Raw genomic sequence first — 23,858 nt, forward strand, 5'->3', positions numbered from 1 at the left:
TGGCGGCGTGAGGTCAGCCGACCGGTGTTGTGGGTTTTGCGGTGAGTTGTCTGCGGTGTTTGGTGAACAGCTTCGGGTTGTTCATCGCTAGGAATGCCGTGGTTTCGTTCGCTCGGTGGAACCGGGCTACGAAGCGGCGGTCGTCCGGTGCTCCGTCGACGATCTCCACTTCGTCCTTCGGGCTCGCGTGGCCCGCGAACTGGATTCGTACTCCGTACTGCTCCGACCAGAAGTACGGCACCGTCGTGAAGTTCCGTGCCGTACGCCCCGCGAGGAGGTTGTGGATCGCCGTTGCCGGTTGTTCCAGCGCCGTTGTCCAGTGCTCGAACCGTTGCGCTCCGTTCGGCGTGCCGTAGTTGGCCACGTCGCCGACCGCCACCACGTTCGGCAGGTTCGTGACTCCGCCTGCGTCGCACTGCACGCCGTTCGACACCGTCAGGCCCGAGCCGTGCAGCCAGTCGGTGTTCGGGCGGGCTCCGATGCCGATCACCACCACATCGGCCGGGAGGACGGTGCCGTCCGTCAGCTCGACCGCCGTGACCCGGTGTTCCCCGTGCAGTCGCTCGACCCCTGCTCCGCAGAGCAGTCGCACATCGTGGTCCGCGTGCAGGGCTGCGCACACCGCGCCCAGTTCCGGGCCCACGACGTGCGCGAGCGGGACTTCGAGCGCCTCCACCACCGTCACTCCGAGACCGAGCATTCGGCAGGTCGATGCCACTTCGGCGCCCACGAATCCGGCGCCGACGATCACCGCTCGCGCTCCCGGGCGCAGGTCGTCGCGCAGGGCTATCGCGTCGTCGAGGGTGCGCAGCGTGTGCACTCCTGGTGGCGTTGCGGGCAGCGTCCTCGGGGTTGCGCCGGTTGCGATCACCACTCCGTCCGCCCGGCAGCGGGTGCCGTCGTCCAGCTCGATCGCGCCGTCCGCCGTCGACAGGGCGACTGCGCGGCGCCCCAGGCGCCAGGTCGCGTCCACTTCGGCGAGGTCCGGTTCCTCGGCCAGCGCGAGGTCGCTCGCTTCTTGTTTCCCGGCGAGGAAATCCTTCGACAGCGGCGGCCGGTCGTACGGCCGGTGCGGTTCGTCTCCGATCAGCTCTATTCGGCCCTCGAAGCCCTGCGCGCGCAGTTCCTGCGCCGCTCGCCAGCCTGCCAGGGACGCGCCGATGATCGCGACCGCCCTCATGCGACTTCCTGCACTTCGGTCTCGACGTAGATCGTTCCGTCCGCGACCTGCACCGGGTACGTCCGCACCGGGCGCTTCGCCGGCAGGCCGCACGGCAGGCCCGTGCGCAGGTCGAACGCCGCCGCGTGCAGCGGGCACTCGACCCGGCAGTCCTCCACCCAGCCTTCCGCCAGCGAGGCGTCCTGGTGGGTGCAGGTGTCGTCGATGGCGTAGAGGTCGCCTTCCACGTTGAACACCGCGATCGGGACGTGCGCCTCGATGCGGACGGACTCGCCGGGCGGCAGATCGGACACTCGGCAGGCTTCGAACATCTTGGACCTCCGTTGCGCTATCCAGAACACGGAGTGCAATGCGCAACAATGTGCGGCTTCGGTACCGGGCTCGTCAAGGGGTTCGGTCGGCACATCGTGCGCGGCCTCCATTCGTGTTACACGGCCGAAAAACCCGTCGTGCGCTCTTGACGGCCCCCGGCGCTACCGGCGACGGTGTTGCTCTCCTCGAAACTCGGCGCGCATCGCGCAACAAAATCCCTGCTGCTTCTTGAGCCGGTGACCCCGTGCTGCCGGCGTCGACGCACCCACCCAGGAGGCCTCATGGGCAACCAACCCCGCGTGGTCGTCATCGGAGCCGGAATCGTCGGCTGCTCGCTGGCCGACGAGCTCACCGAACGCGGCTGGACCGACGTCACCGTCCTCGAACAGGGCCCGCTGTTCGCCACCGGTGGCTCCACCTCGCACGCCCCCGGCCTGGTGTTCCAGGCCAACCCGTGCCGGACCATGACCCGGTTCGCGGCCTACACCGCCGCCAAGTACCGCAGTCTCGACCTCGACGGTGAGTGGTGCTTCCGGCAGCTCGGCGGGCTCGAGGTGGCCGGTTCCGCGGCGCGCTGGGACGAGGTCGAGCGGCGGCACGGCTGGCTCACCTCGTGGGGCGTCGAGAGCCGCCTGATCGGTCCCGACGAGTGCGCCGAGCTGCACCCGCTGGTCGATCCGGCGCGGATCCTCGGCGGGCTGCACATTCCCACCGACGGGCTGGCCAAGCCGGTGCGCGCCGCCGAAGCGCAGGCGCGGCGTGCGATCGCTCGGGGCGCGCGGTTCCTGCCCGGGCAGCGCGTCGTTTCCGTCGAGCGCGGCGGCGGGCGGGTGACCGCCGTCGTGACCGAACAGGACCGGTTCGCCGCCGACGTCGTCATCTCCTGCGTCGGCATGTGGGGGCCTCGCATCGGTGCGCTGGTGGACCTCGACGTCCCGCTCGTGCCGATGGCGCACCAGTACGCCAAGACCGGGCCGGTCGCCGCCATCGCCGGGCGCAACGACGAGCGGACCGAGGCCGGGCTGCCGATCCTGCGGCACCAGGACGGCGACCTCTACTTCCGGGAGCACGTCGACCGCATCGGCATCGGCTACTACGGGCACCGCCCCCTGCCGATCGATGCCGGCGACATCCGCGCCCCCGGCCAGACCGCCGAGATGCCGTCGATCGAGCCGTTCACCGCCGCCGACTTCCGGCCCGGCTGGGAGGAGGCCGTTTCGCTGCTGCCCGCGCTGGCCGGCACCGAGGTCGCGGAAGGGATCAACGGCCTGTTCTCCTTCACCCCGGACGGGATGCCGCTGCTCGGCGAGCATCCCGACCTGCGCGGGTTCTGGCTGGCCGAGGCCGTGTGGATCACGCACTCCGCCGGGGTCGCCCGGGCGATGGCGCAGTGGCTCGTCGACGGGCAGCCCGCGGAGTCCTTGCACTCGTGCGATCTCAACCGGTTCGAACCCGCGCAGCGCAGCCCCGAATACGTGCACGCGCGCAGTTGCCGCAGCTTCGTCGAGGTCTACGACATCCTGCACCCGCTCGAACCCGGGCAGGAACCGCGGCCGATGCGGACGAGCCCGTTCTACGAGCGGCAGCAGGAGCTCGGCGCCGAGTTCCTCGAAGCCGCCGGGTGGGAACGCCCGCACTGGTACGCGGCCAACGCCGGGCTGCCGGAGGTCGAGGAGGTGCCCGTTCGCGGGGACTGGGCCTCGCGGTTCTGGTCGCCGATCGCCGGGGCCGAGGCCCTGGTCACCCGCAAGCGCGTCGCGCTGTTCGACATGACGCCGCTCAAGCGGCTGGAGGTGACCGGGCCCGGGGCGCTGGAATTCCTGCAGTGGCTGACCACCAACCAGCTCGCGAAGAAACCCGGTTCGGTCACCTACACCCTGTCCCTGGACGCCGCCGGCGGGGTGCGCAGCGACCTCACCGTGGCGCGGCTGTCCGAGCAGCGCTTCCAGGTCGGCGCCAACGGGAACCTCGACCTGGCCTGGATGCGGCGGCAGCTGCCCGACGACGGCCGGGTGCAGGTCCGGGACATCACCGGCGGGACCTGCTGCATCGGCGTGTGGGGTCCGCTCGCTCGCGCCCTCGTGCAGCCGCTGACCAGCACCGACTTCTCGCACGAGGGCTTCGGCTTCTTCAAGAACAAGCGCGCGTTCGTCGGCGGTGTCCCGGTGACCGCCATGCGCCTGTCCTACGTGGGCGAGCTCGGTTGGGAGCTGTACACCGACGCCGACCAGGGGCGCAGGCTCTGGGACGAGCTGTGGGACGCCGGGCAGCAGCACGGGATCATCGCCGCCGGTCGCAGCGCCTTCAACAGCCTGCGGTTGGAGAAGGGTTACCGGTCGTGGGGCGCGGACATGACCACCGAGCACGATCCGTTCGAGGCCGGTGTCGGGTTCGCCGTCCGGATGGACAAGGACTTCCTCGGCCGCGAGGCGCTGCAGCGACGCGAGGCCCGCCGCCGGCTGAGCCCGCTGCTGATCAAGGACCAGGAGACCGTGGTCATGGGGTCCGAGCCCGTCCATGCCGACGGCGCTCCGGTCGGCTACGTCACCAGCGCGGCCTACGGCTACAGCATCGGCGAGAGCATCGCGTACGCCTGGCTGCCCGGCTCGCTCGCCGTGCCCGGCAACGACGTGGAGATCGAGTACTTCGGCGAGAAGGTGCCCGCGGTGGTCGCCGAGGAGCCGCTGTTCGACCCCGAGATGAAGCATCTGCGCAGCTGAAAGGGACACCATGACGACCACGGACCAGGAGTCCAGCCTCATCTCCACGCTGCCCGGCCACTACTACACCGACCCCGAGCTGTTCGCGCTGGAGCAGGACCGGATCTTCGGCGCGATGTGGTTCTGCGCCGTGCGCGTCGCCGACCTCGCCGCGGCCGGGCAGTTCCAGACCGTCCAGGTGGGACGGGAGAGCGTGCTGATCGCCAGGGGTCGCGACGGCGTCCTGCGAGCGTTCCTGAACATCTGCCGCCACCGCGGTGCGCAGCTGTGCGTCGCGGACGCCGGGCAGGTGAAGCGATCCTTCCAATGTCCTTACCACGCCTGGACTTACGGCACCGACGGCAAGCTGATCGCGGCGCCGAACCTCACCTCGATGCCGGACGTCGACCGGACGCGGTACGGGCTGATCCCGGTCGCGTTGCGCGAATGGCTCGGCTACGCATGGGTTTTTTTGGCTGATGAACCACCGTCGTTCGAGGACACCGTGATCGAGGCCGTCTCCGGGCGGCTCGGCGGCGACGACGTGATCGGCGGTTACGGCGTCAACGGGCTCGCGCTCGGCCGCCGGATCAGCTACGACGTGCGGGCCAACTGGAAGCTGATCATCGAGAACTTCATGGAGTGCTACCACTGCGCGACGATCCACCCGGAGCTCACCGAGGTCCTGCCGGAGTTCGCCGACGGCTACGCCGCCCAGTACTACGTCGGCCACGGCGCCGAGTTCGGCTCGGACGTCGAGGGGTTCACGGTGGACGGCAGCGGCGGGTTCGGGCGGCTGGACGGCGTCGGCGACGAGCACGACCGGCGGTACTACGCGATCACCGTCCGGCCCCAGGTCTTCCTGAACCTGGTGCCGGACCACGTGATCGTGCACCGGATGTTCCCCCTCGCGGCCGACCGCACGCTCGTCGAGTGCGACTGGCTGTACGCGCCGGAGGTGGTCGAGCAGGGCCACGACGTGTCGCGCTCGGTCGAGCTGTTCCACCGGGTCAACCAGCAGGACTTCGACGCCTGCGAGCGCTGCCAGCCGGCGATGAGCTCCCGCGCCTATGCCAGCGGCGGCGTGCTGGTGCCCTCGGAACACCACATCGGCGAGTTCCACGAGTGGCTGCGCGCCGAGCTCGAACCGTGAGTCACGCCCGGGCCTTGCGCATCCGGACGACCCGCGCGGCCACGAACCAGACGATCGCGACGACCACCGCGACGACGATGACCTTCTGGAAGATCCCCACGTAGGACTCGACGATCCACCAGCTCTGCCCCAGCAGGTAGCCGGCCAGCACCAGCGCGGTGTTCCAGATCAGGCTGCCGAGCGCGGTCAGCACCAGGAAGGCCGTCATCGGCATCCGCTCCACCCCGGCGGGCAGCGAGATGAAGCTGCGGAAGATCGGCACCATCCGGCCCAGGAACACCGCTTTCGTGCCGTGCCGGGCGAACCACGCCTCGGTCCGGTCCACATCGGACACCTTGACCAGCGGCAGCTTCGCCGCGATCGCGCGGGTGCGGTCGCGGCCCAGCCACGCGCCGAGGTAGTACAGCACGACCGCGCCGGTCAGCGAGCCGAGCGTGGTCCACAGGATCGCGCCGAGCAGGCTCATCGTGCCCCGGCTCGCGGCGAATCCGGCCAGCGGCAGGATCACCTCGCTGGGGATGGGCGGGAACAGGTTCTCCAGTGCCACCGCCAGCCCCGCGCCGGGGCCGCCGATGGTGTCCATGAGCCCGGTGATCCAGCCGACCAGTCCATCCGTCTGGGCGGTGCCGGGCTGCGCGAGGAAGTTCATGATCCGAACGCTAGGAATCCGCGGCACCGCGCGGAATGCGGTTTCCCGGCGACCCACCTGTGGAAAACCGCAGGTTGCCGCCGTGGCTAGGCTCGGATCATGCGTCGATGGCTGCGGGTGCTCCTCGGCGTCGTGCTCGGTGCGGGCACGGCGCTGGCCGAACTCGTCTTCGTGCTGTCGACCGGTCTGGCGCTGACCGGGCTGCTGATCTCGCCCAGGCTGAGAGCCCGGGTCGCCTCGCTGTCGTTCGCCGGGGCGCAGGCGCTGACCGGACTCGAACGGCGGCGCCTGGCGAAGTACCTGGACAGCAGCCATGCCGGGCGGCCCGACGGCGCTCGCGCGCTGCGGTATCTCGCGGCCCGCTGCGCGGTCGGGCTGCTCGGTGCGATCGTGCTCTTCCTGATCGCCTACGGCGCGGTCGGCATGCTGGTCGAACTCGTCGAGCTCTGGACCACCGCCGGGGATCCGCTGGAAGGCCGTTCCGGCATCGAGAAGTTCTGGCTCACGGTCTACCTGATCGTTTTCTGCGCGGTGCTCGGTTTCCTGGCGTTGACCGGGCTCGCGGGCATCGCGGTCATGGACCGCGCGCTCGGCGAGCGGTTCCTGGAGCCGGACCGGGCCGAGCAGCTCCGGCAACGGGTCGAACAGCTCTCCACCACGCGCTCCGATGTGGTCGCCGCGATCCACGAGGAACGCCGCCGCATCGAACGCGACCTGCACGACGGCGTGCAGCAGCGGCTGGTGGCGCTGGGCATGCTGATCGGCCGGGCCCGGCGCGCCGACGACGGCGACCGGGCCGCCGAGCTGCTGCGCCAGGCGCACGAGGAATCCCAGGAAATACTCCGGGATTTCCGCGATGTCGCGTGGCGGGTCTACCCGGCCGCGCTGGACGCCGGGGGCCTGCACCCGGCCCTGGCGGCGCTGGTGGAGCGTGCCGGGATGCCGGTCGAGCTTCGGTACGAGGTGGCGCGGCGGGCGGCCGTGGAGGTCGAGGCCGTGGCGTACTTCGTGGTTTCGGAGGCCGTGACGAACGCGGCCAAGCACTCGGGCGCGGGTATCGTCACCGTCCGGGTCGAACGGGAAGAGGGGTGGCTCGTGGTTCGGGTCGACGACGACGGCGCCGGCGGCGCATCGGTGCGCGGCGCGGGGCTTTCCGGCCTGGCCCGCCGCGTCGCGGCGCTGGACGGGAAGTTCACAGTGGACAGTCCCGTCGGTGGTCCGACGACGATCGTCGCGGAGCTGCCGTGCGGGTGATCCTGGCCGACGATTCCACCCTGCTGCGCGAAGGACTGGTGCGCCTGCTGGCGGAGGAGGGGCACGACGTGGTGGCCGCCGTCGGGGACGCGCCGAGCCTCCTCTCGGAGGTGGCGGCGTGGCAGCCGGACGTGGCCGTCGTCGACGTCCGGATGCCGCCCACGCACACCGACGACGGCCTGCGCGCCGCGCTGGAGATCCGGCGCCGGTTCCCCGCCGTCGGTGTGCTGGTGCTCTCGCAGTACGTGGAGAAGCGCTACGCGGTCGAGCTGCTCACCGGCGACACCGCGCGGGTCGGTTACCTGCTCAAGGACCGGGTGGTGCAGGTCGACGAGTTCCTCGACGCCCTCCAGCGGGTGGCCGACGGGGGAGTGGCGTTCGACCCGGAGGTGGTGCGGCGCCTGCTGTCCGGCAGCGACCGCGATCCGCAGTCGCTGCTGACGCCCCGCGAACGGGACGTCCTCGAACAGATGGCGCAGGGCCGCACCAACGCCGGCATCGCCACCCACCTGCACATCTCGCAGAGCGCGGTGGAGAAGCACGCGAACGCGATCTTCGACAAGCTCGACCTCGCCCGCACCACCGGCTACAGCCGCCGGGTCCTCGCCGTCCTGCACTACCTGGAATCCTGATCAGGCGTTCACCTGTTCGCGGACTCCTGCTGCGGCTGCTTGTTGCGCACCGCGAGGTAGCCGATCACCATCGCGATCGCGAGCACCGGGGTGATGTACAGCGCGATCCGGGTTTCGGCGTCGAAGGCCAGCAGCACCACGACGAACGCGAGGAAGGCCAGCACGACGTAGTTGGAGTACGGGGCGAGCGGCATCCGGAACGGCCCGGCCGGGAGTTCGCCGCGGGCGACCTTGCGCCGGTAGACCAGGTGCGCGATCACGATCATGCCCCAGGTGAAGATGGCGCCGGCGGTGCTGGCGCTGGTGATGTAGGTGAACGCCTGCTCCGGCACGAAGTAGTTGAGCACCACGCCGATCAGCATCGCGCAGAACGTGATCCCGATGGCCCGCGCGGGCACCGCACGGCCGCTGAGGCGTCCCACCGAGCGCGGTGCCTGGCGGTCCTCCGACAGGGTGCGCAGCATCCGAGCGGTGGAGTAGATGCCGCTGTTGCAGGACGACAGCGCGGCGGTGGTCACCACGAAGTTGATCACGCCGGCGGCGGCCGGGATGCCGATCAGGGTGAAGGCGTGCACGAACGGGCTGCCGGTGGTCGGGAACTGGTTCCACGGCACCAGTGCGGTCAGGGCGATCAGCGCGCCGACGTAGAAGATCAGGATCCGCCACATCACCGAGTTGATGGCCCGCGGCAGGACCTTCTGCGGGTTCTTGCTCTCGCTGGCGGTCTGGCCGACCATCTCCACGCCGACGAAGGCGAACATGACGATCTGGAACGCCAGCAGCGACGACGCCGCGCCGTTGGGGAACAACCCGCCGTGGGACCAGATGTTGCTCAGCGACGCGGTGTCCCCGAGGTCGCTGAAGCCGAACACCAGGATCGCGGCGGCGAGCACGATCAGGCCGATGATGGCCAGCACCTTGATCAGGGCGAACCAGAACTCGAACTCGCCGAAGAGCTTCACCGCGATCAGGTTCACGCCGGAGAGCACGATCAGCGCTCCCAGGGCGGGGATCCACTGCGGCACGTGGGGGAACCAGAACTGGAAGTACTCACCGACCGCGGTGATCTCGGCCATGCCGGTGACGATCCACACCAGCCAGTAGCCCCAGCCCACCGCGAACTTGGCCCACGGGCCCACGAACTCGCCCGCGTACTCCGCGAACGATCCGCTCACCGGGCGGTACATCAGCAGCTCGCCGAGCGCCCGCATCACGAAGAAGATCATCAATCCGGCGATCGCGTAGATCAGGATCAGGCCGGGCCCGACCTGGTGCAGCGCCTTGCCGGAGCCGAGGAACAGCCCGACCCCGATCGCCCCGCCGATCGCGATCATGTTGATGTGCCGGGTACTCAGATCCTTCCGGTACTCCTCGGCCTCTGGTTGGCTCATCGAAGCGTGACTCCTTAATCGCCAGCGTGTTTCGCTGAAACTGCGCAGATAATCCGGCATTCGGGCAGTGCTTGCAAGCGATTGGGCACAGTTGAAATCGAGCCTTTTCCCAGTTCCAACATAGTCCACTTAGGACACAGTAGCGTGAAACGCCGCATTTCGGTCATTGCAGACCGAAATGCGGCGTTCGAGGGCTACTCGCCGATCACCTGTCAGAGGTTCGGGTACAGCGGGTGCTTGGCGGCCAGGGCCTCCACCCGCTCCCGGAGCTTCGCGCTCGCCGACTCGTCGAAGCCCGGCTTGAGCGCCTCGGCGATGACGTCGGCGACCTCCGCGAAGTCCTCCTTGCCGAAGCCGCGGGTGGCCAGCGCCGGGGTGCCGATGCGCAGCCCGGAGGTCACCATCGGCGGCCGCGGGTCGTTGGGCACCGCGTTGCGGTTGACGGTGATGCCGATCTCGTGCAGCCGGTCCTCGGCCTGCTTGCCGTCCAGCTCGGAGTCCCGCAGGTCCACCAGCACCAGGTGCACGTCGGTGCCGCCGGAGACCAGCTGCACGCCGGCCTTGACGGCGTCGTCGGCGAGCAGCCGCTCGGCCAGGACCTGCGCGCCCTCCACGGTGCGGCGCTGCCGGTCGGCGAACTCCGGCGACGCGGCGACCTTGAACGACACCGCCTTGCCGGCGATCACGTGCTCCAGCGGCCCGCCCTGCTGGCCCGGGAACACCGCCGAGTTGAACTTCTTCGCGAACTCCTGGTCCGCCGACAGGATCACGCCACCGCGCGGGCCGCCGAGGGTCTTGTGCGTGGTGGTGGTGACGACGTGCGCGTGCGGCACCGGGCTCGGGTGCAGCCCGGCGGCCACCAGGCCGGCGAAGTGCGCCATGTCGACCATCAGGTAGGCGCCGACCTCGTCGGCGATCTCCCGGAACCGCTTGAAGTCCAGCTGCCGCGGGTACGCCGACCAGCCGGCGATGATCAGCTGCGGCTTGTTCTCCCGCGCCAGCTTGGCGACCTCGTCCATGTCGACGCGGTGGTCGTCCTCGCGCACGTGGTACGGCACCACGTTGTAGAGCTTGCCGGAGAAGTTGATCCGCATGCCGTGGGTCAGGTGACCGCCGTGCGCCAGGTCCAGGCCCATGATCGTGTCACCCGGCTTGAGCAGCGCGAACATCGCAGCCGCGTTGGCCTGCGCGCCCGAGTGCGGCTGCACGTTGGCGAAGGACGCGCCGAAGAGCTCCTTGACCCGGTCGATGGCCAGCTGCTCGATGACGTCGACGTGCTCGCAGCCGCCGTAGTAGCGGCGGCCCGGGTAGCCCTCGGCGTACTTGTTCGTCAGCACCGAGCCCTGCGCCTCGAGGACGGCCTGCGGTGCGAAGTTCTCCGAGGCGATCATCTCCAGCGTGCTCTGCTGGCGGTTGAGTTCGGCGCCGACCGCCGCCGCCACCTCGGGGTCCACCGCGGCCAGCTGGTCGTTGAACAGGTCCGGTGTCGACATGGTGTTGCCTCCTGTGTATTTCTCTTCAGGCATTGCGGCGGTAGAACGGCAGCTCGACGACCTGCACCGCGACGGCCTTGCCGCGGATGTCGACCTGCAGCTGCGTGCCGGGTTCGCTGTGGTCGCGGTCCACGTAGGCCATCCCGATCGGGTGGCCGAGCGTCGGGGAGGGGGCGCCGCTGGTCACGACGCCGATCTCGGCGCCGTCGGCGTCCAGCACGCGGTAGCCGTGCCGGGGTGCCCGGCGCTGCTCGGTGCTCAAGCCGACCAGCGTGCGCTCGGTGGGCTTCTCGGCCGCGGCGGCCAGCGCGTCCTTGCCGACGAAGTCGCCGGCCTTGTCCAGCTTGACCACCCGGCCGAGGTTGGCGTGGAAGGGCATGAGCTCGGCGGACAGCTCGTTGCCGTACAGCGGCATGCCGGCCTCCAGCCGCAGCGTGTCGCGGCAGGACAACCCGGCGGGCTGCAGGCCGTGCTCGGCGCCGGACTCGGTCAGCGCCTGCCAGACCGCCTCGGCGTCGCCGGGCTCGGTGAACAGTTCGAAGCCGTCCTCGCCGGTGTAACCGGTGCGCGCCAGCAGCACGTCCTTGCCCGCGACCCGGCTGCGGTAGCCCGCGTAGTACTTGACCTCGGCGAGGTCGGTGTCGGTCAGCGGCGCGAGGATCGCGACCGCGTTCGGGCCCTGCACCGCGATCAGCGCGTAGTCGTCGGAGACGTCCTGGTGCTCGGCGTCGAAGCCGCCGATGCGCTCGGCCAGCTCGCTGGAGACCACGGCGGCGTTCGCCGCGTTGGCCACCACCAGGAACTCCTCGTCGCCGAGCCGGTAGACGATCAGGTCGTCGAGCACGCCGCCGGCAGCGTTGCAGATCATCGTGTAGCGGGCGCGGCCGGGCTTGATCGCGGACGCGTTGGCGACCAGCGCGTAGTCCAGCGCCTCGGCGGCCTGCGGCCCGCTGATCCGGATCTCACCCATGTGGGTCAGGTCGAACAGGCCGGCGCCGGTGCGCACGGCGTTGTGCTCGGCGGTGTCGCCCGAGTAGCGCAGCGGCATCCGCCAGCCGGCGAATTCGGTGAACGTCGCCCCGAGGGCTTCGTGCACGTGGTGCAAGGGCGTCTGTCGTGGCGACGACATGGTGAGACTCCTCCTGGTGGGCGCCGGTCGGCAGTCGAGGGCCGGTCAGCTCACTGAGCCCAACCTTATCGGGGATGCCTCGACCTCGACCTGCGCGGGCTTGCGCTGGTTGGGCGGTCTCCCCGGAGTCATTGGCCTGAGAGTTTCGCCGCCCGCGAGGGGCGGCTTGCACCGTGGGCGAGAAGCGGGCGCTTCTGCTTTTCTCCGTGTTCGCCTGGTGCCGTGCGGTGCCGGTGCCTGAGAGTTTGCTGGGGAGAATTGCTCCTTCGGCGCTCCGGTCCCGGAACGGGCCGGAGTCTCTCCCGCACGACGTCGTGGGCGCGGTATTCGGTTGTGCGAACAGGACGCTACGAACCGGCGTGACCCACGTCAACCGGGCGGGTGAGTGATCTCAGGCGGGGAGCTCGCCGTACTGCTTCTCCAGGCCGTCGACCAGGGCGGCCAGGGCCAGCTCGAAGCTGTCGGCGTCGATCTCCGCCGCGTGCTCGCGGAGCAGGTGGGCCTTGTTCAGGTGCGGGAAGCGGTCGCCGTAGAGCGCCGCGTCGTCCGGGAAGCCGCCGCCGAAGGAGCCCATCGCCGAGCCCACCACCAGGTACTTCGTCGAGGCGCCGATCATCGTGGCGTAGCGCTGCGGCCAGCCTGCCCTGGTCAGGCCGCCGTGCACCGCGTCCGCCCGGCGCAGCGCGTTCTCCCGGCGGGCCGGGCCGTAGGCCAGGAACGGGACCAGGTTCGGGTGGGCGATCAGGGCGGCCCGGTAGGAGCGCGCCCAGGTGCGCAGGCCGGTCGTCCAGCCCGCGTCGAAGCCGGAGACGTCGACCGCGGCCATCACGTCGTCGGCTATCTCGTGCAGCAGCTCGTCCTTGGTCGACACGTGGTTGTACAGCGACGCCGCGCGGACGCCGAGCCGTTCGGCCAGCCGCCGCATGGACAGCGCTTCGAGGCCGTCGGCGTCGATGATCTCCAGGCCGATCCGCCGGATGCGTTCCGGCGACAGCCGGGGGGTGGTCGGTCTGGGCACGTCTTCTCCTCGCCGGATCCCTTGCGGCGCTCGCCGGGACCGCCTTAGGCTGCCACAAAACTAACGACGTTAGTTAGCTGGCCGCAGGAAAGGATCCGGCGATGGTCGACTTCTCGCTGTCCGACACAGAACGCGACATCCGCGACTGGGTGCGCAACTTCGTCCAGCGCGAACTGGTGCCGCTGGAACAGGAGGTGTTGCGCCGCGAGCGCGCCGGGGAACGCGGCCTGACCAAGGACGAGCAGCGGGAACTGCAGGACAAGGCGAAGCAGGCCGGGTTCTGGGGCGTGCAGACGCCCGAGGAGTACGGCGGCATGGGCCTGTCGGCGGTGATGACGGCGCTCATCGAGGTCGAGCTCGGCCGCACCTTCGTGCCGTTCCGCTTCGGCGGCTACGCCGACAACATCCTGTACTACGCCAACGACGACCAGAAGGAGCGCTACCTGCTCCCGACGATCGAGGGCACCCGCAAGTCGTGCTTTGCGATCACCGAGCCCGGCGCCGGCTCGGACGCCAAGAACCTGCGCACCACCGCCGTCAAGGACGGCGACGAGTGGGTCATCAACGGCGAGAAGACCTTCATCACCGGCGGCATCGACGCCGACTTCGTGATGGTCTTCGCCGTCACCGACCGGGAGAAGGGCGCCAACGGAGGCGTCACCTGCTTCCTGGCCGACCGCGACGCGGGCTGGAAGTCCGAGCCGATCGACATCATGGGCCCGTGGGAGCGGCAGCCCGCCGCGCTGGTGTTCGACAACGTGCGGGTCCCGGAGCACAACGTGCTCGGCGAGGTCGGCCAGGGCTTCAAGCTCGCCATGCAGTGGATCGGCCGCGGCCGCTACCTGCTGCCCGCGCACGCCCTCGGCGCCTGCGAGCGGCTCGTCGAGATGGGCATGGAATACGCCAAGACCCGCGAGACCTTCGGCAAGCCGATCGCCGAGCGCCAGGCCATCCAGTGGATGATCGCCGACTCCGCGGTGGAGATCGAGGCGCTGCGCTGGCTCGTGCTGCAGGCGGCCTGGCAGGTCGACCAGGGCATGGACTCCCGCCACGCGCAGTCGGTGGCCAAGCTCTTCGGCGCCACCCGCGCCAACGAGATCGTGGACCGGGTCCTGCAGATGCACGGCGGCATGGGCTACACCAAGGAGCTGCCGGTCGAGCGCTGGTACCGCGACCTGCGGCTGCTGCGCATCTTCGAGGGCACCGACGAGATCCAGCGTCGTACCGTGGCGCGGAACCTGCTGAAGGGTCACGCATCCATCAGCGGCGTGCTCGGCTGATTCATGACCGATTTGTCGGTAGCCTGGTGGTAGCCGTGACTCCGAACCGCCGGGAGCGACGATGTCTCTGTTCAAGAAGGTCGCCGATTTCGCCAGCAGCCCGCAGGGCCGCAAGGTGATCGACCAGGCCAAGAAGTACGCCTCCGACCCGAAGAACAAGGAGAAGATCGACCAGGTCAAGAACAAGTTCTTCGGCAAGGACGGCAAGAGCCACTGACCGATTGCCCTGACGACAGCCCCCGGTGTCCGCACCGGGGGCTGTTTCATCGGACTCGCTACTGTGTGTAGGCATGCGGTGCATGGGGCTTGTGAGATGGTCGTGGAAGGTTCGGACTTGGGAGGGCACGTGATGGCGGACGACGTCCGTGGCGAGGGAAGTGCTGCCGGGGGCGCCGTACGGGTGACCGTCGGTGCCGACGGAAAGGTCGACGAGCTGCACCTGGAGCCGCGGCTGCTGGGCAGCGGGGTCGAGGCCATCGCGGCCGCCGTTCGGGAGGCGGTCAACGCCGCCCTCGACGACGTCAACGGGAAGCCGGATCGCACGATGCAGGCGTTCGAGACGGAGCTGGACAAGCTCAGCGACGGCTTCGAGCGGGCGATCGAGAAGGTCACCAGGAACCTGGCCGAGGCGCAGAAGCGGCTGGAGCAGTAGTCGCCTGATCTGCCGACTGTGCGAGGGCGGCACCGCCAGTAGAGTTTCGCGGGGTTGACTCGATTCCGAGCCGCGGAGGGCCAATGGGCAGCGCGTACGTCGTCGGGACCTTCGACACCAAGGGCGCCGAGCTGCACTACGTCGCCGCGCTGGTCGCAGGCGGGCATCCCGTGGTCACCGTGGACCTGTCCACCACCGGCGGGAATTCCGACGCGGACGTGCCGGCCGCCGAGGTCGCCGCGCACCACCCGGGCGGGCCCGGCGCGGTGTTCACCGGCGATCGGGGCTCGGCCGTCGCCGCGATGGCCGTGGCGTTCGAGCGGTTCCTGGCCGCGCGGGACGTCGCCGGGATCATCGGGCTCGGCGGCTCGGGCGGCACCGCGCTGATCACGCCCGCGATGCGCGCGCTGCCGGTCGGCGTGCCCAAGGTCATGGTGTCCACAGTGGCCTCCGGCGACGTTTCGGCCTATGTGGACGCCACCGACATCGCGATGTTCCCGTCGGTCACCGATGTCGCCGGGCTGAACCGGATTTCCCGCCAGGTGCTGGGGAACGCCGCGCACGCGCTGCTGGGCGCCGTGACGCGCCCGGTGCCCGCGGTCGAGGACAAGCCCGCCGTCGGGCTGTCCATGTTCGGCGTCACCACGCCGTGCGTGACGGCGGTGGCCGAGCAGCTGACCGCCGACTACGACCCGCTGGTGTTCCACGCGACCGGAACCGGCGGTCGCGCCATGGAGAAGCTCGTCGACGACGGCCTGATCCGCGCCGTCGCGGACATCACCACCACCGAGGTGTGCGACCTGATCGCCGGCGGCGTGATGAGCGCGGGGGAGCAGCGGCTGGACGCCATCGCCCGCACCGGGGTGCCCTACGTCGGCTCCTGCGGCGCCCTGGACATGGTGAACTTCGGCGCGCTGGACACGGTTCCGGCGCAGTACCGGGACCGCACCCTCTACGTGCACAACCCGCAGGTCACGCTGATGCGCACGTCCGCGGCGGAATGCCGGCGCATCGCCGAGTTCATCGCCGCCAAGCTCAACGCCTGCGACGGCCCCGTGCGCTTCCTCCTCCCGGTCGGTGGAGTGTCCATGTTGGACGCACCAGGACAGCCCTTCCACGACCCCGAGGCGGACGCGGCGCTGTTCGAGACGCTGGAGGGCCAGGTGCGGCAGACCGGGGACCGGCGGGTCGAGCGGGTGCCGCACAACGTCAACGATCCGGAGTTCGCCGCCGCGCTGGTCGCGGCGTTCCGGGAAGTCGCCGGATCTGCCGAGAGAACCAGGTAGGAGAGAGCATGAGCCGATTCGACCGGGCCGGACTGATGAGCCGGTTCCGCGCCAAGGTCGAGCGCGGCGAGCCGATCGTCGGTGGCGGCGCGGGCACCGGCCTGTCCGCCAAGTGCGAGGAGGCCGGCGGGATCGACCTGATCGTCATCTACAACTCCGGCCGCTACCGGATGGCCGGGCGCGGCTCGCTGGCCGGCCTGCTGGCCTACGGCAACGCCAACGACATCGTGGTCGAGATGGCCCGCGAGGTGCTGCCGGTGGTGCGGCACACCCCGGTGCTGGCCGGCGTCAACGGCACCGACCCGTTCATGCTGCGCGACCGGTTCCTCGGCGAGCTGCGCGACCTCGGGTTCGCCGGGATCCAGAACTTCCCGACCGTCGGGCTCATCGATGGCACCTTCCGGGCGAACCTGGAGGAGACCGGCATGGGCTACGACTTGGAGGTCGAGCTCGTCGCCGCCGCGCGCGAGGCCGACCTGCTGACCACGCCGTACGTGTTCTCCAGCGCCGACGCGCGGGCGATGACCGAGGCGGGCGCGGACATCATCGTGTGCCACCTGGGGCTGACGACCGGCGGCGCGATCGGCGCCGAGACGGCCAAGCCGCTGGACGAGTGCGTGGCCCTGATCGACGAGTGGTCGCAGGCGGCGGCCGAAGTGCGCGACGACGTGCTGGTGCTCTGCCACGGCGGGCCGATCTCGACACCGGAAGACGCCGGGTACGTGCTGTCCCGGACCAAGCGCTGCCACGGCTTCTACGGCGCGAGCAGCATGGAGCGGCTGCCGACCGAACAAGCACTGACCGAACGGACGAAAGCCTTCACACAACTGAGAAAATAGGAAGTAGTTGGCTTGCTTCGCGGTGCGAGTAGCGGAACCTCAGAGGCCCTCTCGCTGTGGGATCCCCGACATCATGAATGCCAATTCACCACGTCGGGGCTGTCCTCGTGAGAAGACCTCTGAGAACCCGCGGCGGTGCAAGCTGCGAGGGTGGGCTAAGCGGCTGCGCCGCTTACAAACACGGACTGGGAGGAAACGGTGGCGAAGTCCTACACGAGCGCGGTGATCGAGGCGTCTGCCGAGCAGGTGTGGCAGGTGGTGCGCGACTTCGACGGCTTGCCGCGGTGGCACGCGGCGATCGAAGGCAGCGAGATCGAGGGCGGCGGCGTCGCCGACGCGGTGGGCTGCGTCCGGCACCTGACGCTCGCCGACGGCGGCGTGGTCCGGGAACGGCTGGTGTCGCTGGACGACGTCGAGCGCAGCTACACCTACGACTTCGTGGAAAGCCCGTTCCCGGTGCGCAGCTACCGCTCTACGATCCGGGTCGCGCCGATCACCGACACCGGGCACAGCTTCGTCGAGTGGTACTCGTACTGGGACTCCGACGCCGCAGACGAGGAGAAGATGGACAAGACCTTCGCGCACGGCGTCTACCGGACCGGGCTGAACGGGCTCCGGGAATTCCTGGCCCAGTAGTGGGAAGGGTGTGAACCGGGGCGAATTCGGCGGCGGTTAGAGTCGGGCGCGTGCCAAGCAGCGCCACTACTCCCGAAGCAGACACTGCCCAGGCCGATCGCGTCGTCGTGACCGGTGGCACCGGTTTCGTCGGCAGAGCCGTGGTTCGTGCCTTCCTGGAGCGCGGCACGCCGGTCACCACCGTCGGCCTGCAGGACCCGCCCGCCGAGTTGCGCAGCGAGCTGCTGACCCACGTCGACGGCGATCTGCGGGATCCGGCGGTGCGGGAGGCGGCGGTCCCGGCCGGCACGGCGGGGATCGTCCACCTGGCCGCGATCACCTCGGTGCTCCGCTCGGTGGACCAGCCCGCCGAGACCTACGCCAGCAACGTCGCGGTCACCCAGGAACTCCTGGAACTGGCCCGGATCCGCGGCATCGGGCGGTTCCTGCTCGCCTCCACCAACGCGGTGGTCGGCGACATCGGCCGCGGCACCATCTCCGAGGCGCTGCCGCTGCGCCCGCTCACGCCCTACGGCGCCACCAAAGCGGCGTGCGAGATGCTGCTCTCCGGCTACGCCGGGGCGTACGGGCTGGCCACCTGCGCGCTGCGCTTCACCAACATCTACGGGCCCGGCATGGGGCACAAGGACAGCTTCATCCCGCGGCTGATGCGCGCGGCCGCGGCCGGCAGCGGCGTCGAGGTGTACGGCGACGGCTCGCAGTCGCGGGACTTCGTGCACGTCGACGACGTCGTGCAGGGCGTGCTCGCGGCGTGGGACGAGCAGTACACCGGCACCGTGGTGATCGGTTCGGGGCGCTCGATCTCGGTGCTGGAGCTCATCGACGCGGTCCGCGCGGCCACCGGCGAGGACGTGCCGGTCACCCACGTGCCGGCCAAGAACGGCGAGATGCCCGCGGTGATCGTGGACGTGTCCAAGGCGCAGCGGGAGCTCGGCTACCGCCCGAGCGTCGAGCTCACCGAGGGTCTGCGCACGGTCTGGGCGGACTTCCGCGGGGCGCGATGAGCGCGGCGCTCGCGCGCGCCCTCCGCCGGCACTGGTTGCTGGCGCTGTTCCTGCTCGCCGGGCTGGCCCTGCGCATCGTCGTGCAGCTGGCCTACCGGCCCGCGCTGCTCTACATCGACTCGTTCCGCTACCTCGACGACGTCGGGGCGTTCTTCCCGGGCGGCATCAACCCGATCGGTTACGAGCTGTTCCTGTGGCCGCTGCTGGCGATCGGCGGCCTGACCTTCGTGGTCGTGGTGCAGCACCTGCTCGGCCTCGGGCTCGGCATCGGGATTTACGCGCTGCTGCGGCGTTTCGGGGCCAGGACGTGGCTCGCGGCGCTGGCCGCCGCGCCCGTGCTGCTGGACGCCTACCAGCTGCAGATCGAGCAGAACATCATGTCCGATCTGCTGTTCCAGGTGCTGCTGCTGGCCGCGATCTACGTGCTGACCTGGTGGGGCGCGCCCGGACCGAGGCTCGCCGCGCTGGCCGGGATCGTGCTCGCCGCGGCGGTGATGGTGCGCGTCGTCGGCGTGACGCTGGTGGTTCCCGCCGCGGTGTTCGTGCTGCTGGCCACCGGTTGGCGGCCGCGCGAGGGCTGGCCGCGGCGGCTGATCGCCGCCGGCGCGCTCGTCGGCGGGTTCGCGGCCGGCGTGTTCGGCTACTCGCTGTACCACCTGACGTGGACGGGTTCGCTGGGCCTCGGCGGCTCCGGGGGCGGTGCGCTGTACGGCCGCGCCGCGGCGGTCGCCGAGTGCGAGGACCTGGACCTGACGGTCGAGGAGAAGCTCGTCTGCCCGAACGAGCCGCTGGAACGCCGCGCCGCCAACGGGATCGACTTCTACATCCACTTCTGGAACGTCCAGGAGAACGTCGAGAAGTTCCTGCCTGCGGACATGGACGTCGCCGCCGCGCAGGGCTCGCTCACCCGCAAGGTGCTGCTGCACCAGCCGCTGGACGTGCTCGGCGGGATGGCCGGCGACTTCCTCAAGGGATTCGCCCCGACCCGCACCCAGACCCCCGGCGACGTGCCGCTGGACCGCTGGCAGTTCCAGCCGGTCTACCCGATGTTCGCCCCCGACTGGTACGTCGCGGAGTGGACGGAGCTCTACGGCGACGGCACGTACTCGGTCGACCCGGCGCTGGCCGGATTCCTGCGCGCCTACCAGCTCGGCGGCGGTTACACGCCGGGCATCGTCCTGGGCGGCGCGCTGGTGATCTCGGCGCTCGCGGTGCTCGGCGTCGGCCGGGCCCGCGGCTCCGGTCTGCGGGCGGTGTGCCTGCTGCCCGCCGGATTGGCGACCACCGTGCTGGGCACCGCCGCGGCGATGGAGTTCTCCTGGCGCTACCAGTTGCCCGGCTTGATCCTGATCCCGCTCGCGGGTGCGCTCGGCGTGACCGCCCTGATCGCGCGCCCCGAATCCCCGAAGGAGAGTTGAAGAATGCCCACGACCTTCCCGAGCGAGGTGGACCGGGCGGCGCTGGAGGCCTACGCCGCGCGCTACGGCGACCAGCCGTTAGCGCCGGTGGTCGTGCTGATCGCCGCCTACAACGAGGAGGAGTCGCTCGGCGAGGTACTCGACGGGATCCCGGCCTACAGCTGCGGCCTGGACGTGGACAAGCTGGTGGTGGTCGACGGCGCGACCGATGACACCGCCAAGATCGCGCTGAAGCACGGCGCGCAGACCTGCGTCGTCCCCACCAACCGCGGGCAGGGCGCCGCGCTGCGGCTCGGCTACCACCTGGCGGCCGAGCGCGGGGCGCGCTACATCGTCACCACCGACGCCGACGGCCAGTACGACATCGCGGAGCTGCCCAAGCTGCTGCACCCGCTGATCGACGACCGCGCCGACTTCGTCACGGGATCCCGCAGGCTGGGCAGCAACGAGCGGCCGGCGCTGGTCCGCCGCGTCGGCACCTACGTGTTCGCCTGGCTGGTCACCGCGCTGACCGGGCAGCACATCACGGACACGTCGTTCGGGTTCCGCAGCATGCGGGCCGAGGTGCCCAACTCGGTGACCCTGGAGCAGCCGCAGTACCAGTCGTCCGAGCTGCTGGTCGGCGTGCTCAGCCGCGGCTACCGGGTGCTGGAGCAGCCGATGCGGATGCTGCCGCGCACGGCCGGGGCGAGCAAGAAGGGCGGCAGCTTCCGCTACGGCTACCGCTACGCGCGGGTCGTGCTCGGCACCTGGTGGCGGGAACGCCGGAACACCAACCGGTCGATCAGGAAGAACTTGACCACGAACATCACCGCGTAGGTCGCGACGAACGCGCCCCAGACGACGGCGACCTGCCCGGCCCGGGCGTCCGGGAACAGCACGTTCGCCAGCGACTCGGCGTGGTGCGTGGCGAGCGCGGCCAGCAGCGCCGTGCCCACCGAGATCGCGCCGTAGCGCAGGATTTCGCCGCGCAGCGCGGCCGGCCCGCCGCCGCCCCAGGTGCGCCGGTTGAGCACGAAGTTCGGGATCGCGCCGGACAGCCACGCCAGCACGGTCGACGCCACCGGCGTGGCGCCGAGCGAGTAGGACAGCAGGAAGACCAGTTGGCTGATCCCGGTGGCCACCACCGACGCGGCCGCGAAGCGGCTGAGCAGCCGCCAGTACCGGCTCCTGGTGCTGGTCCGCTGCGCCATGCGGTCTCCGTTCCGGTGCGATTGGGCCAGGTCGCACCATACCGAGTCCGGGCTCAGCGAATTCTCAGTGCCGGGCAAGGAAAAGGGGAGTCGGTCATGGAATGGTCACGAGATGAGACCATGCGCGGTGTTTGTATCCAACGGGTGAACTGGAGGAGTTAAGGCGTGCGAATCCTCGTCCTCGGAGGGGACGGCTACCTCGGTTGGCCGACCGCTCTGCACTTGTCCGACCGCGGTCACGAGGTCGCGGTCGCGGACAACTACGCCCGCCGGGGCTACGACCACGAGCTGGGCGTGGACAGCCTCGTGCCGATCGAGCCCATGCAGGTCCGCCTCGATGCCTGGCGCGAGGTCTCCGGGAAGTCGATCAAGTCCTACTACGGGGACCTGGTCGACGGCGAGTTCACCGAGGCGATGATCGCGGACTTCCGGCCGGACGCCGTCGTGCACTTCGCCGAACAGCGGGCCGCGCCGTACTCGATGATCGACCGCAGGCACGCGGTCTACACCCAGCAGAACAACGTGATCGGCAACCTCAACGTGCTGTTCGCGATCCAGCAGGTCGACCCGGACATCCACCTGGTCAAGCTGGGCACGATGGGCGAGTACGGCACGCCGAACATCGACATCGAGGAAGGCTGGCTGGAGGTCACCCACAACGGGCGGACCGACCGGATGCTGTACCCGAAGAAGCCCGGCTCGTTCTACCACCTGAGCAAGGTGCACGACAGCCACAACATCGAGTTCGCGTGCCGGGTCTGGGGCCTGCGCGCCACCGACCTCAATCAGGGTGTCGTCTACGGCCAGGAGACGCCGCAGACCGCGCGCGACGCCCGGCTGGCGACCAGGTTCGACTACGACGCGATCTTCGGCACGGTGCTCAACCGGTTCGTCATCCAGGCCGTGCTCGGCCACCCGCTGACGGTGTACGGCACCGGCGGCCAGACCCGCGGCCTGATCGACATCCGGGACACCGTCGAATGCATCCGGCTGGCCGCGGAGAACCCGGCCGACCGCGGCGAGTTCCGGGTGTTCAACCAGATGACCGAGAGGTACTCGGTGGGGGAGATCGCCAAGATCGTGGCCAACAGCTACGAGGGGCCGGTCGATTTCGAGTACCTGGACAACCCGCGGGTCGAGCAGGGCGAGCACTACTACAACGTCCGGCACACCGGCCTGGTCGAGCTGGGGCTGGAGCCGCACCTGCTGTCGAACACGCTCATCGAGTCGCTGTTCCGGGTGGCGGACAAGTACCAGGAGCGGGTCGACATCGCCGCCATGCGGCCGACCGTCAACTGGCGCCACGCCGCGAATCCGCTGCGTGCGGATCGCTGAACGACGGGTGCTGCAACTGCGCCCACGACTGCGCCGCGTGGCGGCTGGAATATACCAACGCGGCCGGGCACACTTGGGCACTAACGCCGCGGTCGCCGCCGTCGATCGCGGCCGGTAACGGGGAGCGGTGCCCCGGGCGCGGAGCGTGACTTCGCACCCGGGGCGCCTACCGTGTGTCGGGGGGCTTCCACACGGTCTACCGAACAGTAACTCCTTCGGTTGATCTCGGCGATACGGCACGTGGGTAAACCTTCACCGTCCGGAGGCGGCTCGGTTCAGTGCCCGACCGGCTCGGCCGCCTGCTCGTCGACCTCGGTCGTCGCCCGCCGCTCCGCCCGGATCACGCGGACCGTGTACGCCAGCGCCGCGACCCAGGCCACGACGATCACCGCGTAGATGATGGCCGGCGACGGGGCGGGCAGCTCGAAGTTCTTGATCAGCGTCCGGGCGTTGGTCAGCACGATCAGCCCGCCGGCGCCGACCCCGATCAGCCGCATCGGCACGATGCGCACCAGGTAGGCCGCCAGCGGCGCGGCGAGCACGCCACCCAGCAGCAGCGCGCCGACCGTGGTCCAGGACAGCTCCTGGTGCGACAGCGAGGTCAGGAAGCCCAGGCTCGCCGCGGCGGCGATGAGGAACTCGCTGGTGTCGACGGATCCGATCACCTTGCGCGGCTCGACCTTGCCGGTGCTCAGCAGCGTCGGCGTCGCCACCGGGCCCCAGCCGCCGCCACCGGTGGCGTCCACGAACCCGGCCACCAGGCCGAGCGGGGCCAGCAGCTTAGGGCTGACGCCGGTGAGTTGGCGGCGCCGGATCGGGCGGATCGCGAACCGCAGCAGCACGTAGAGGCCGAGCGCGAGCAGGATCGTGGACATCCACGGCTCGGCGGCCTCGGTGGAGAGGTTGCTCAGCGCGGTGGCGCCGAGGAACGCGCCGACGGCGCCCGGCACGCCGAGGGTGAGCACCACCTTCCAGTCCACGTTGCCGAACTTCCAGTGCGACAGGCCGGAGGCGACCGAGGTGCCGAGCTCGGCGAGGTGCACCGATGCCGACGCCAGGGCCGGCGTCAGGCCGGCGGTGAGCAAGATCGTCGTGGACGTCACCCCGTAGGCCATGCCGAGTGAGCCGTCGACCAGCTGCGCGACGAAACCGCCGATGGCGAAGATCAGGAATGCTTGCACGATGTCTCCGTAGGTGCGTGCGTGAGTACCGGGGCGGGCGCGCGACGGGCCGCGATGCGGCGCTGCGCAGCCGGGCGAGATCCGGTTCGGGGTGGGGCGATGAGGCGGGCGGGTCTACCGCGCG

The 23,858-nt window shown here is 70.1% G+C and carries 23 protein-coding genes and 2 riboswitches; of the genes, 14 read left to right on the top strand and 9 right to left on the bottom strand.

Translation table 11 applies throughout. The features are described from left to right. Positions 1 to 13 precede the first annotated feature (13 nt). Positions 14 to 1,180, bottom strand: coding sequence for an NAD(P)/FAD-dependent oxidoreductase (locus tag AC07FN_RS15220; protein WP_478396171.1), 1,167 nt, complete (start codon positions 1,178 to 1,180; stop codon positions 14 to 16). Beyond that, positions 1,177 to 1,491 carry a bifunctional 3-phenylpropionate/cinnamic acid dioxygenase ferredoxin subunit gene (locus AC07FN_RS15225; protein WP_478396172.1) on the bottom strand — a complete coding sequence of 105 codons (315 nt, stop codon included), beginning with the start codon at positions 1,489 to 1,491 and terminating at the stop codon, positions 1,177 to 1,179. The genes AC07FN_RS15220 and AC07FN_RS15225 overlap by 4 nt, the downstream gene beginning before the upstream one ends. Before the next feature lie 282 nt (positions 1,492 to 1,773). On the opposite strand from AC07FN_RS15225, the gene AC07FN_RS15230 reads away from it, so the two are divergent. After that, positions 1,774 to 4,212, top strand: coding sequence for a GcvT family protein (locus AC07FN_RS15230; RefSeq protein ID WP_478396173.1), 2,439 nt, complete (start codon positions 1,774 to 1,776; stop codon positions 4,210 to 4,212). 10 nt (positions 4,213 to 4,222) lie between these two features. After that, positions 4,223 to 5,344 carry an aromatic ring-hydroxylating oxygenase subunit alpha gene (locus AC07FN_RS15235; protein WP_478396174.1) on the top strand — a complete coding sequence of 374 codons (1,122 nt, stop codon included), beginning with the start codon at positions 4,223 to 4,225 and terminating at the stop codon, positions 5,342 to 5,344. 1 nt (position 5,345) lies between these two features. Here AC07FN_RS15235 and AC07FN_RS15240 read toward each other — a convergent pair whose 3' ends face one another. Further along, a complete protein-coding gene (locus AC07FN_RS15240; RefSeq protein ID WP_478396175.1) occupies positions 5,346 to 5,993 on the bottom strand; it encodes a DedA family protein in 648 nt (215 codons plus the stop codon). A gap of 99 nt (positions 5,994 to 6,092) precedes the next feature. Between AC07FN_RS15240 and AC07FN_RS15245 the strand changes: the two genes are divergently transcribed. Further along, positions 6,093 to 7,247 (top strand): sensor histidine kinase, encoded by a 1,155-nt coding sequence (locus AC07FN_RS15245; RefSeq protein ID WP_478396176.1) that lies wholly within the window; start codon positions 6,093 to 6,095, stop codon positions 7,245 to 7,247. Then, positions 7,238 to 7,879, top strand: a complete 642-nt coding sequence (locus AC07FN_RS15250) for a response regulator (protein ID WP_452617322.1) — start codon at positions 7,238 to 7,240, stop codon at positions 7,877 to 7,879. Before AC07FN_RS15245 ends, AC07FN_RS15250 begins: the two co-directional genes overlap by 10 nt. 8 nt (positions 7,880 to 7,887) lie before the next feature. Here the strand turns inward: AC07FN_RS15250 and AC07FN_RS15255 are convergent, their stop codons facing one another. From AC07FN_RS15255 to AC07FN_RS15270, 4 genes are all read right to left on the bottom strand, one after another. Then, positions 7,888 to 9,270: an amino acid permease gene (locus AC07FN_RS15255; RefSeq protein ID WP_478396177.1), complete on the bottom strand. Its 1,383-nt coding sequence runs from the start codon at positions 9,268 to 9,270 to the stop codon at positions 7,888 to 7,890. A 212-nt stretch (positions 9,271 to 9,482) separates the two neighbouring features. Beyond that, positions 9,483 to 10,763, bottom strand: coding sequence for a serine hydroxymethyltransferase (gene glyA, locus AC07FN_RS15260; protein WP_478396178.1), 1,281 nt, complete (start codon positions 10,761 to 10,763; stop codon positions 9,483 to 9,485). 25 nt (positions 10,764 to 10,788) lie between these two features. Next, a complete protein-coding gene (gcvT, locus tag AC07FN_RS15265; protein ID WP_478396179.1) occupies positions 10,789 to 11,892 on the bottom strand; it encodes a glycine cleavage system aminomethyltransferase GcvT in 1,104 nt (367 codons plus the stop codon). A gap of 115 nt (positions 11,893 to 12,007) precedes the next feature. Beyond that, positions 12,008 to 12,107, bottom strand: a riboswitch (glycine riboswitch). Next, positions 12,108 to 12,207, bottom strand: a riboswitch (glycine riboswitch). It abuts the riboswitch before it with no gap. Between the two features lie 76 nt (positions 12,208 to 12,283). Further along, positions 12,284 to 12,910, bottom strand: a complete 627-nt coding sequence (locus AC07FN_RS15270; protein WP_478396180.1) for a TetR/AcrR family transcriptional regulator — start codon at positions 12,908 to 12,910, stop codon at positions 12,284 to 12,286. 101 nt (positions 12,911 to 13,011) lie between these two features. Between AC07FN_RS15270 and AC07FN_RS15275 the strand changes: the two genes are divergently transcribed. The 9 genes from AC07FN_RS15275 to AC07FN_RS15315 all read left to right on the top strand — a co-directional run bounded on the left by AC07FN_RS15275 (position 13,012) and on the right by AC07FN_RS15315 (position 20,844). After that, positions 13,012 to 14,190, top strand: a complete 1,179-nt coding sequence (locus AC07FN_RS15275; protein WP_478391509.1) for an acyl-CoA dehydrogenase family protein — start codon at positions 13,012 to 13,014, stop codon at positions 14,188 to 14,190. Between the two features lie 61 nt (positions 14,191 to 14,251). Continuing rightward, complete coding sequence (locus tag AC07FN_RS15280; protein WP_010306908.1) at positions 14,252 to 14,407, top strand: hypothetical protein; 156 nt, start codon at positions 14,252 to 14,254, stop codon at positions 14,405 to 14,407. Positions 14,408 to 14,539: 132 nt separating this feature from the next. Next, positions 14,540 to 14,842: a YbaB/EbfC family nucleoid-associated protein gene (locus tag AC07FN_RS15285; RefSeq protein ID WP_452617316.1), complete on the top strand. Its 303-nt coding sequence runs from the start codon at positions 14,540 to 14,542 to the stop codon at positions 14,840 to 14,842. An 83-nt stretch (positions 14,843 to 14,925) separates the two neighbouring features. Beyond that, on the top strand, positions 14,926 to 16,128 hold the full coding sequence (locus AC07FN_RS15290; protein ID WP_478396181.1) for a Tm-1-like ATP-binding domain-containing protein: 1,203 nt from the start codon (positions 14,926 to 14,928) through the stop codon (positions 16,126 to 16,128). A gap of 8 nt (positions 16,129 to 16,136) precedes the next feature. After that, positions 16,137 to 16,967 carry a phosphoenolpyruvate hydrolase family protein gene (locus AC07FN_RS15295; RefSeq protein WP_478396182.1) on the top strand — a complete coding sequence of 277 codons (831 nt, stop codon included), beginning with the start codon at positions 16,137 to 16,139 and terminating at the stop codon, positions 16,965 to 16,967. A 198-nt stretch (positions 16,968 to 17,165) separates the two neighbouring features. Continuing rightward, positions 17,166 to 17,603, top strand: coding sequence for an SRPBCC family protein (locus tag AC07FN_RS15300; protein ID WP_478396183.1), 438 nt, complete (start codon positions 17,166 to 17,168; stop codon positions 17,601 to 17,603). Positions 17,604 to 17,653: 50 nt separating this feature from the next. Beyond that, on the top strand, positions 17,654 to 18,607 hold the full coding sequence (locus AC07FN_RS15305) for an NAD-dependent epimerase/dehydratase family protein (RefSeq protein ID WP_478396184.1): 954 nt from the start codon (positions 17,654 to 17,656) through the stop codon (positions 18,605 to 18,607). Then, positions 18,604 to 20,025: a phospholipid carrier-dependent glycosyltransferase gene (locus AC07FN_RS15310; RefSeq protein ID WP_478396185.1), complete on the top strand. Its 1,422-nt coding sequence runs from the start codon at positions 18,604 to 18,606 to the stop codon at positions 20,023 to 20,025. Before AC07FN_RS15305 ends, AC07FN_RS15310 begins: the two co-directional genes overlap by 4 nt. Positions 20,026 to 20,028: 3 nt before the next feature. After that, on the top strand, positions 20,029 to 20,844 hold the full coding sequence (locus tag AC07FN_RS15315) for a glycosyltransferase family 2 protein (RefSeq protein WP_478396186.1): 816 nt from the start codon (positions 20,029 to 20,031) through the stop codon (positions 20,842 to 20,844). On the opposite strand, the gene AC07FN_RS15320 is transcribed toward AC07FN_RS15315, so the two are convergent. After that, positions 20,751 to 21,218: a GtrA family protein gene (locus AC07FN_RS15320; protein ID WP_478396187.1), complete on the bottom strand. Its 468-nt coding sequence runs from the start codon at positions 21,216 to 21,218 to the stop codon at positions 20,751 to 20,753. The two genes, AC07FN_RS15315 and AC07FN_RS15320, sit on opposite strands and share 94 nt — an antisense overlap. A 165-nt stretch (positions 21,219 to 21,383) precedes the next feature. Between AC07FN_RS15320 and AC07FN_RS15325 the strand changes: the two genes are divergently transcribed. Further along, on the top strand, positions 21,384 to 22,553 hold the full coding sequence (locus AC07FN_RS15325) for an NAD-dependent epimerase/dehydratase family protein (RefSeq protein WP_478396188.1): 1,170 nt from the start codon (positions 21,384 to 21,386) through the stop codon (positions 22,551 to 22,553). Between the two features lie 275 nt (positions 22,554 to 22,828). Here the strand turns inward: AC07FN_RS15325 and AC07FN_RS15330 are convergent, their stop codons facing one another. Continuing rightward, a complete protein-coding gene (locus tag AC07FN_RS15330; RefSeq protein WP_478396189.1) occupies positions 22,829 to 23,734 on the bottom strand; it encodes a sulfite exporter TauE/SafE family protein in 906 nt (301 codons plus the stop codon). Positions 23,735 to 23,858: the final 124 nt, after the last annotated feature.

It is taken from the genome of Saccharopolyspora sp. NPDC045941, from assembly GCF_056431445.1.

Bases quoted from the DNA above. Each gene is read 5' to 3' on its own strand.
- AC07FN_RS15275 (WP_478391509.1), top strand. From the start codon at position 13,012: ATGGTCGACTTCTCGCTGTCCGACACAGAACGCGACATCCGCGACTGG.
- AC07FN_RS15295 (WP_478396182.1), top strand. From the start codon at position 16,137: ATGAGCCGATTCGACCGGGCCGGACTGATGAGCCGGTTCCGCGCCAAG.
- AC07FN_RS15310 (WP_478396185.1), top strand. From the start codon at position 18,604: ATGAGCGCGGCGCTCGCGCGCGCCCTCCGCCGGCACTGGTTGCTGGCG.
- AC07FN_RS15320 (WP_478396187.1), bottom strand. From the start codon at position 21,218: ATGGCGCAGCGGACCAGCACCAGGAGCCGGTACTGGCGGCTGCTCAGC.
- AC07FN_RS15240 (WP_478396175.1), bottom strand. From the start codon at position 5,993: ATGAACTTCCTCGCGCAGCCCGGCACCGCCCAGACGGATGGACTGGTC.
- AC07FN_RS15235 (WP_478396174.1), top strand. From the start codon at position 4,223: ATGACGACCACGGACCAGGAGTCCAGCCTCATCTCCACGCTGCCCGGC.
- glyA (WP_478396178.1), bottom strand. From the start codon at position 10,763: ATGTCGACACCGGACCTGTTCAACGACCAGCTGGCCGCGGTGGACCCC.
- gcvT (WP_478396179.1), bottom strand. From the start codon at position 11,892: ATGTCGTCGCCACGACAGACGCCCTTGCACCACGTGCACGAAGCCCTC.
- AC07FN_RS15245 (WP_478396176.1), top strand. From the start codon at position 6,093: ATGCGTCGATGGCTGCGGGTGCTCCTCGGCGTCGTGCTCGGTGCGGGC.
- AC07FN_RS15315 (WP_478396186.1), top strand. From the start codon at position 20,029: ATGCCCACGACCTTCCCGAGCGAGGTGGACCGGGCGGCGCTGGAGGCC.
- AC07FN_RS15290 (WP_478396181.1), top strand. From the start codon at position 14,926: ATGGGCAGCGCGTACGTCGTCGGGACCTTCGACACCAAGGGCGCCGAG.
- AC07FN_RS15230 (WP_478396173.1), top strand. From the start codon at position 1,774: ATGGGCAACCAACCCCGCGTGGTCGTCATCGGAGCCGGAATCGTCGGC.
- AC07FN_RS15255 (WP_478396177.1), bottom strand. From the start codon at position 9,270: ATGAGCCAACCAGAGGCCGAGGAGTACCGGAAGGATCTGAGTACCCGG.
- AC07FN_RS15285 (WP_452617316.1), top strand. From the start codon at position 14,540: ATGGCGGACGACGTCCGTGGCGAGGGAAGTGCTGCCGGGGGCGCCGTA.
- AC07FN_RS15225 (WP_478396172.1), bottom strand. From the start codon at position 1,491: ATGTTCGAAGCCTGCCGAGTGTCCGATCTGCCGCCCGGCGAGTCCGTC.
- AC07FN_RS15220 (WP_478396171.1), bottom strand. From the start codon at position 1,180: ATGAGGGCGGTCGCGATCATCGGCGCGTCCCTGGCAGGCTGGCGAGCG.
- AC07FN_RS15280 (WP_010306908.1), top strand. From the start codon at position 14,252: ATGTCTCTGTTCAAGAAGGTCGCCGATTTCGCCAGCAGCCCGCAGGGC.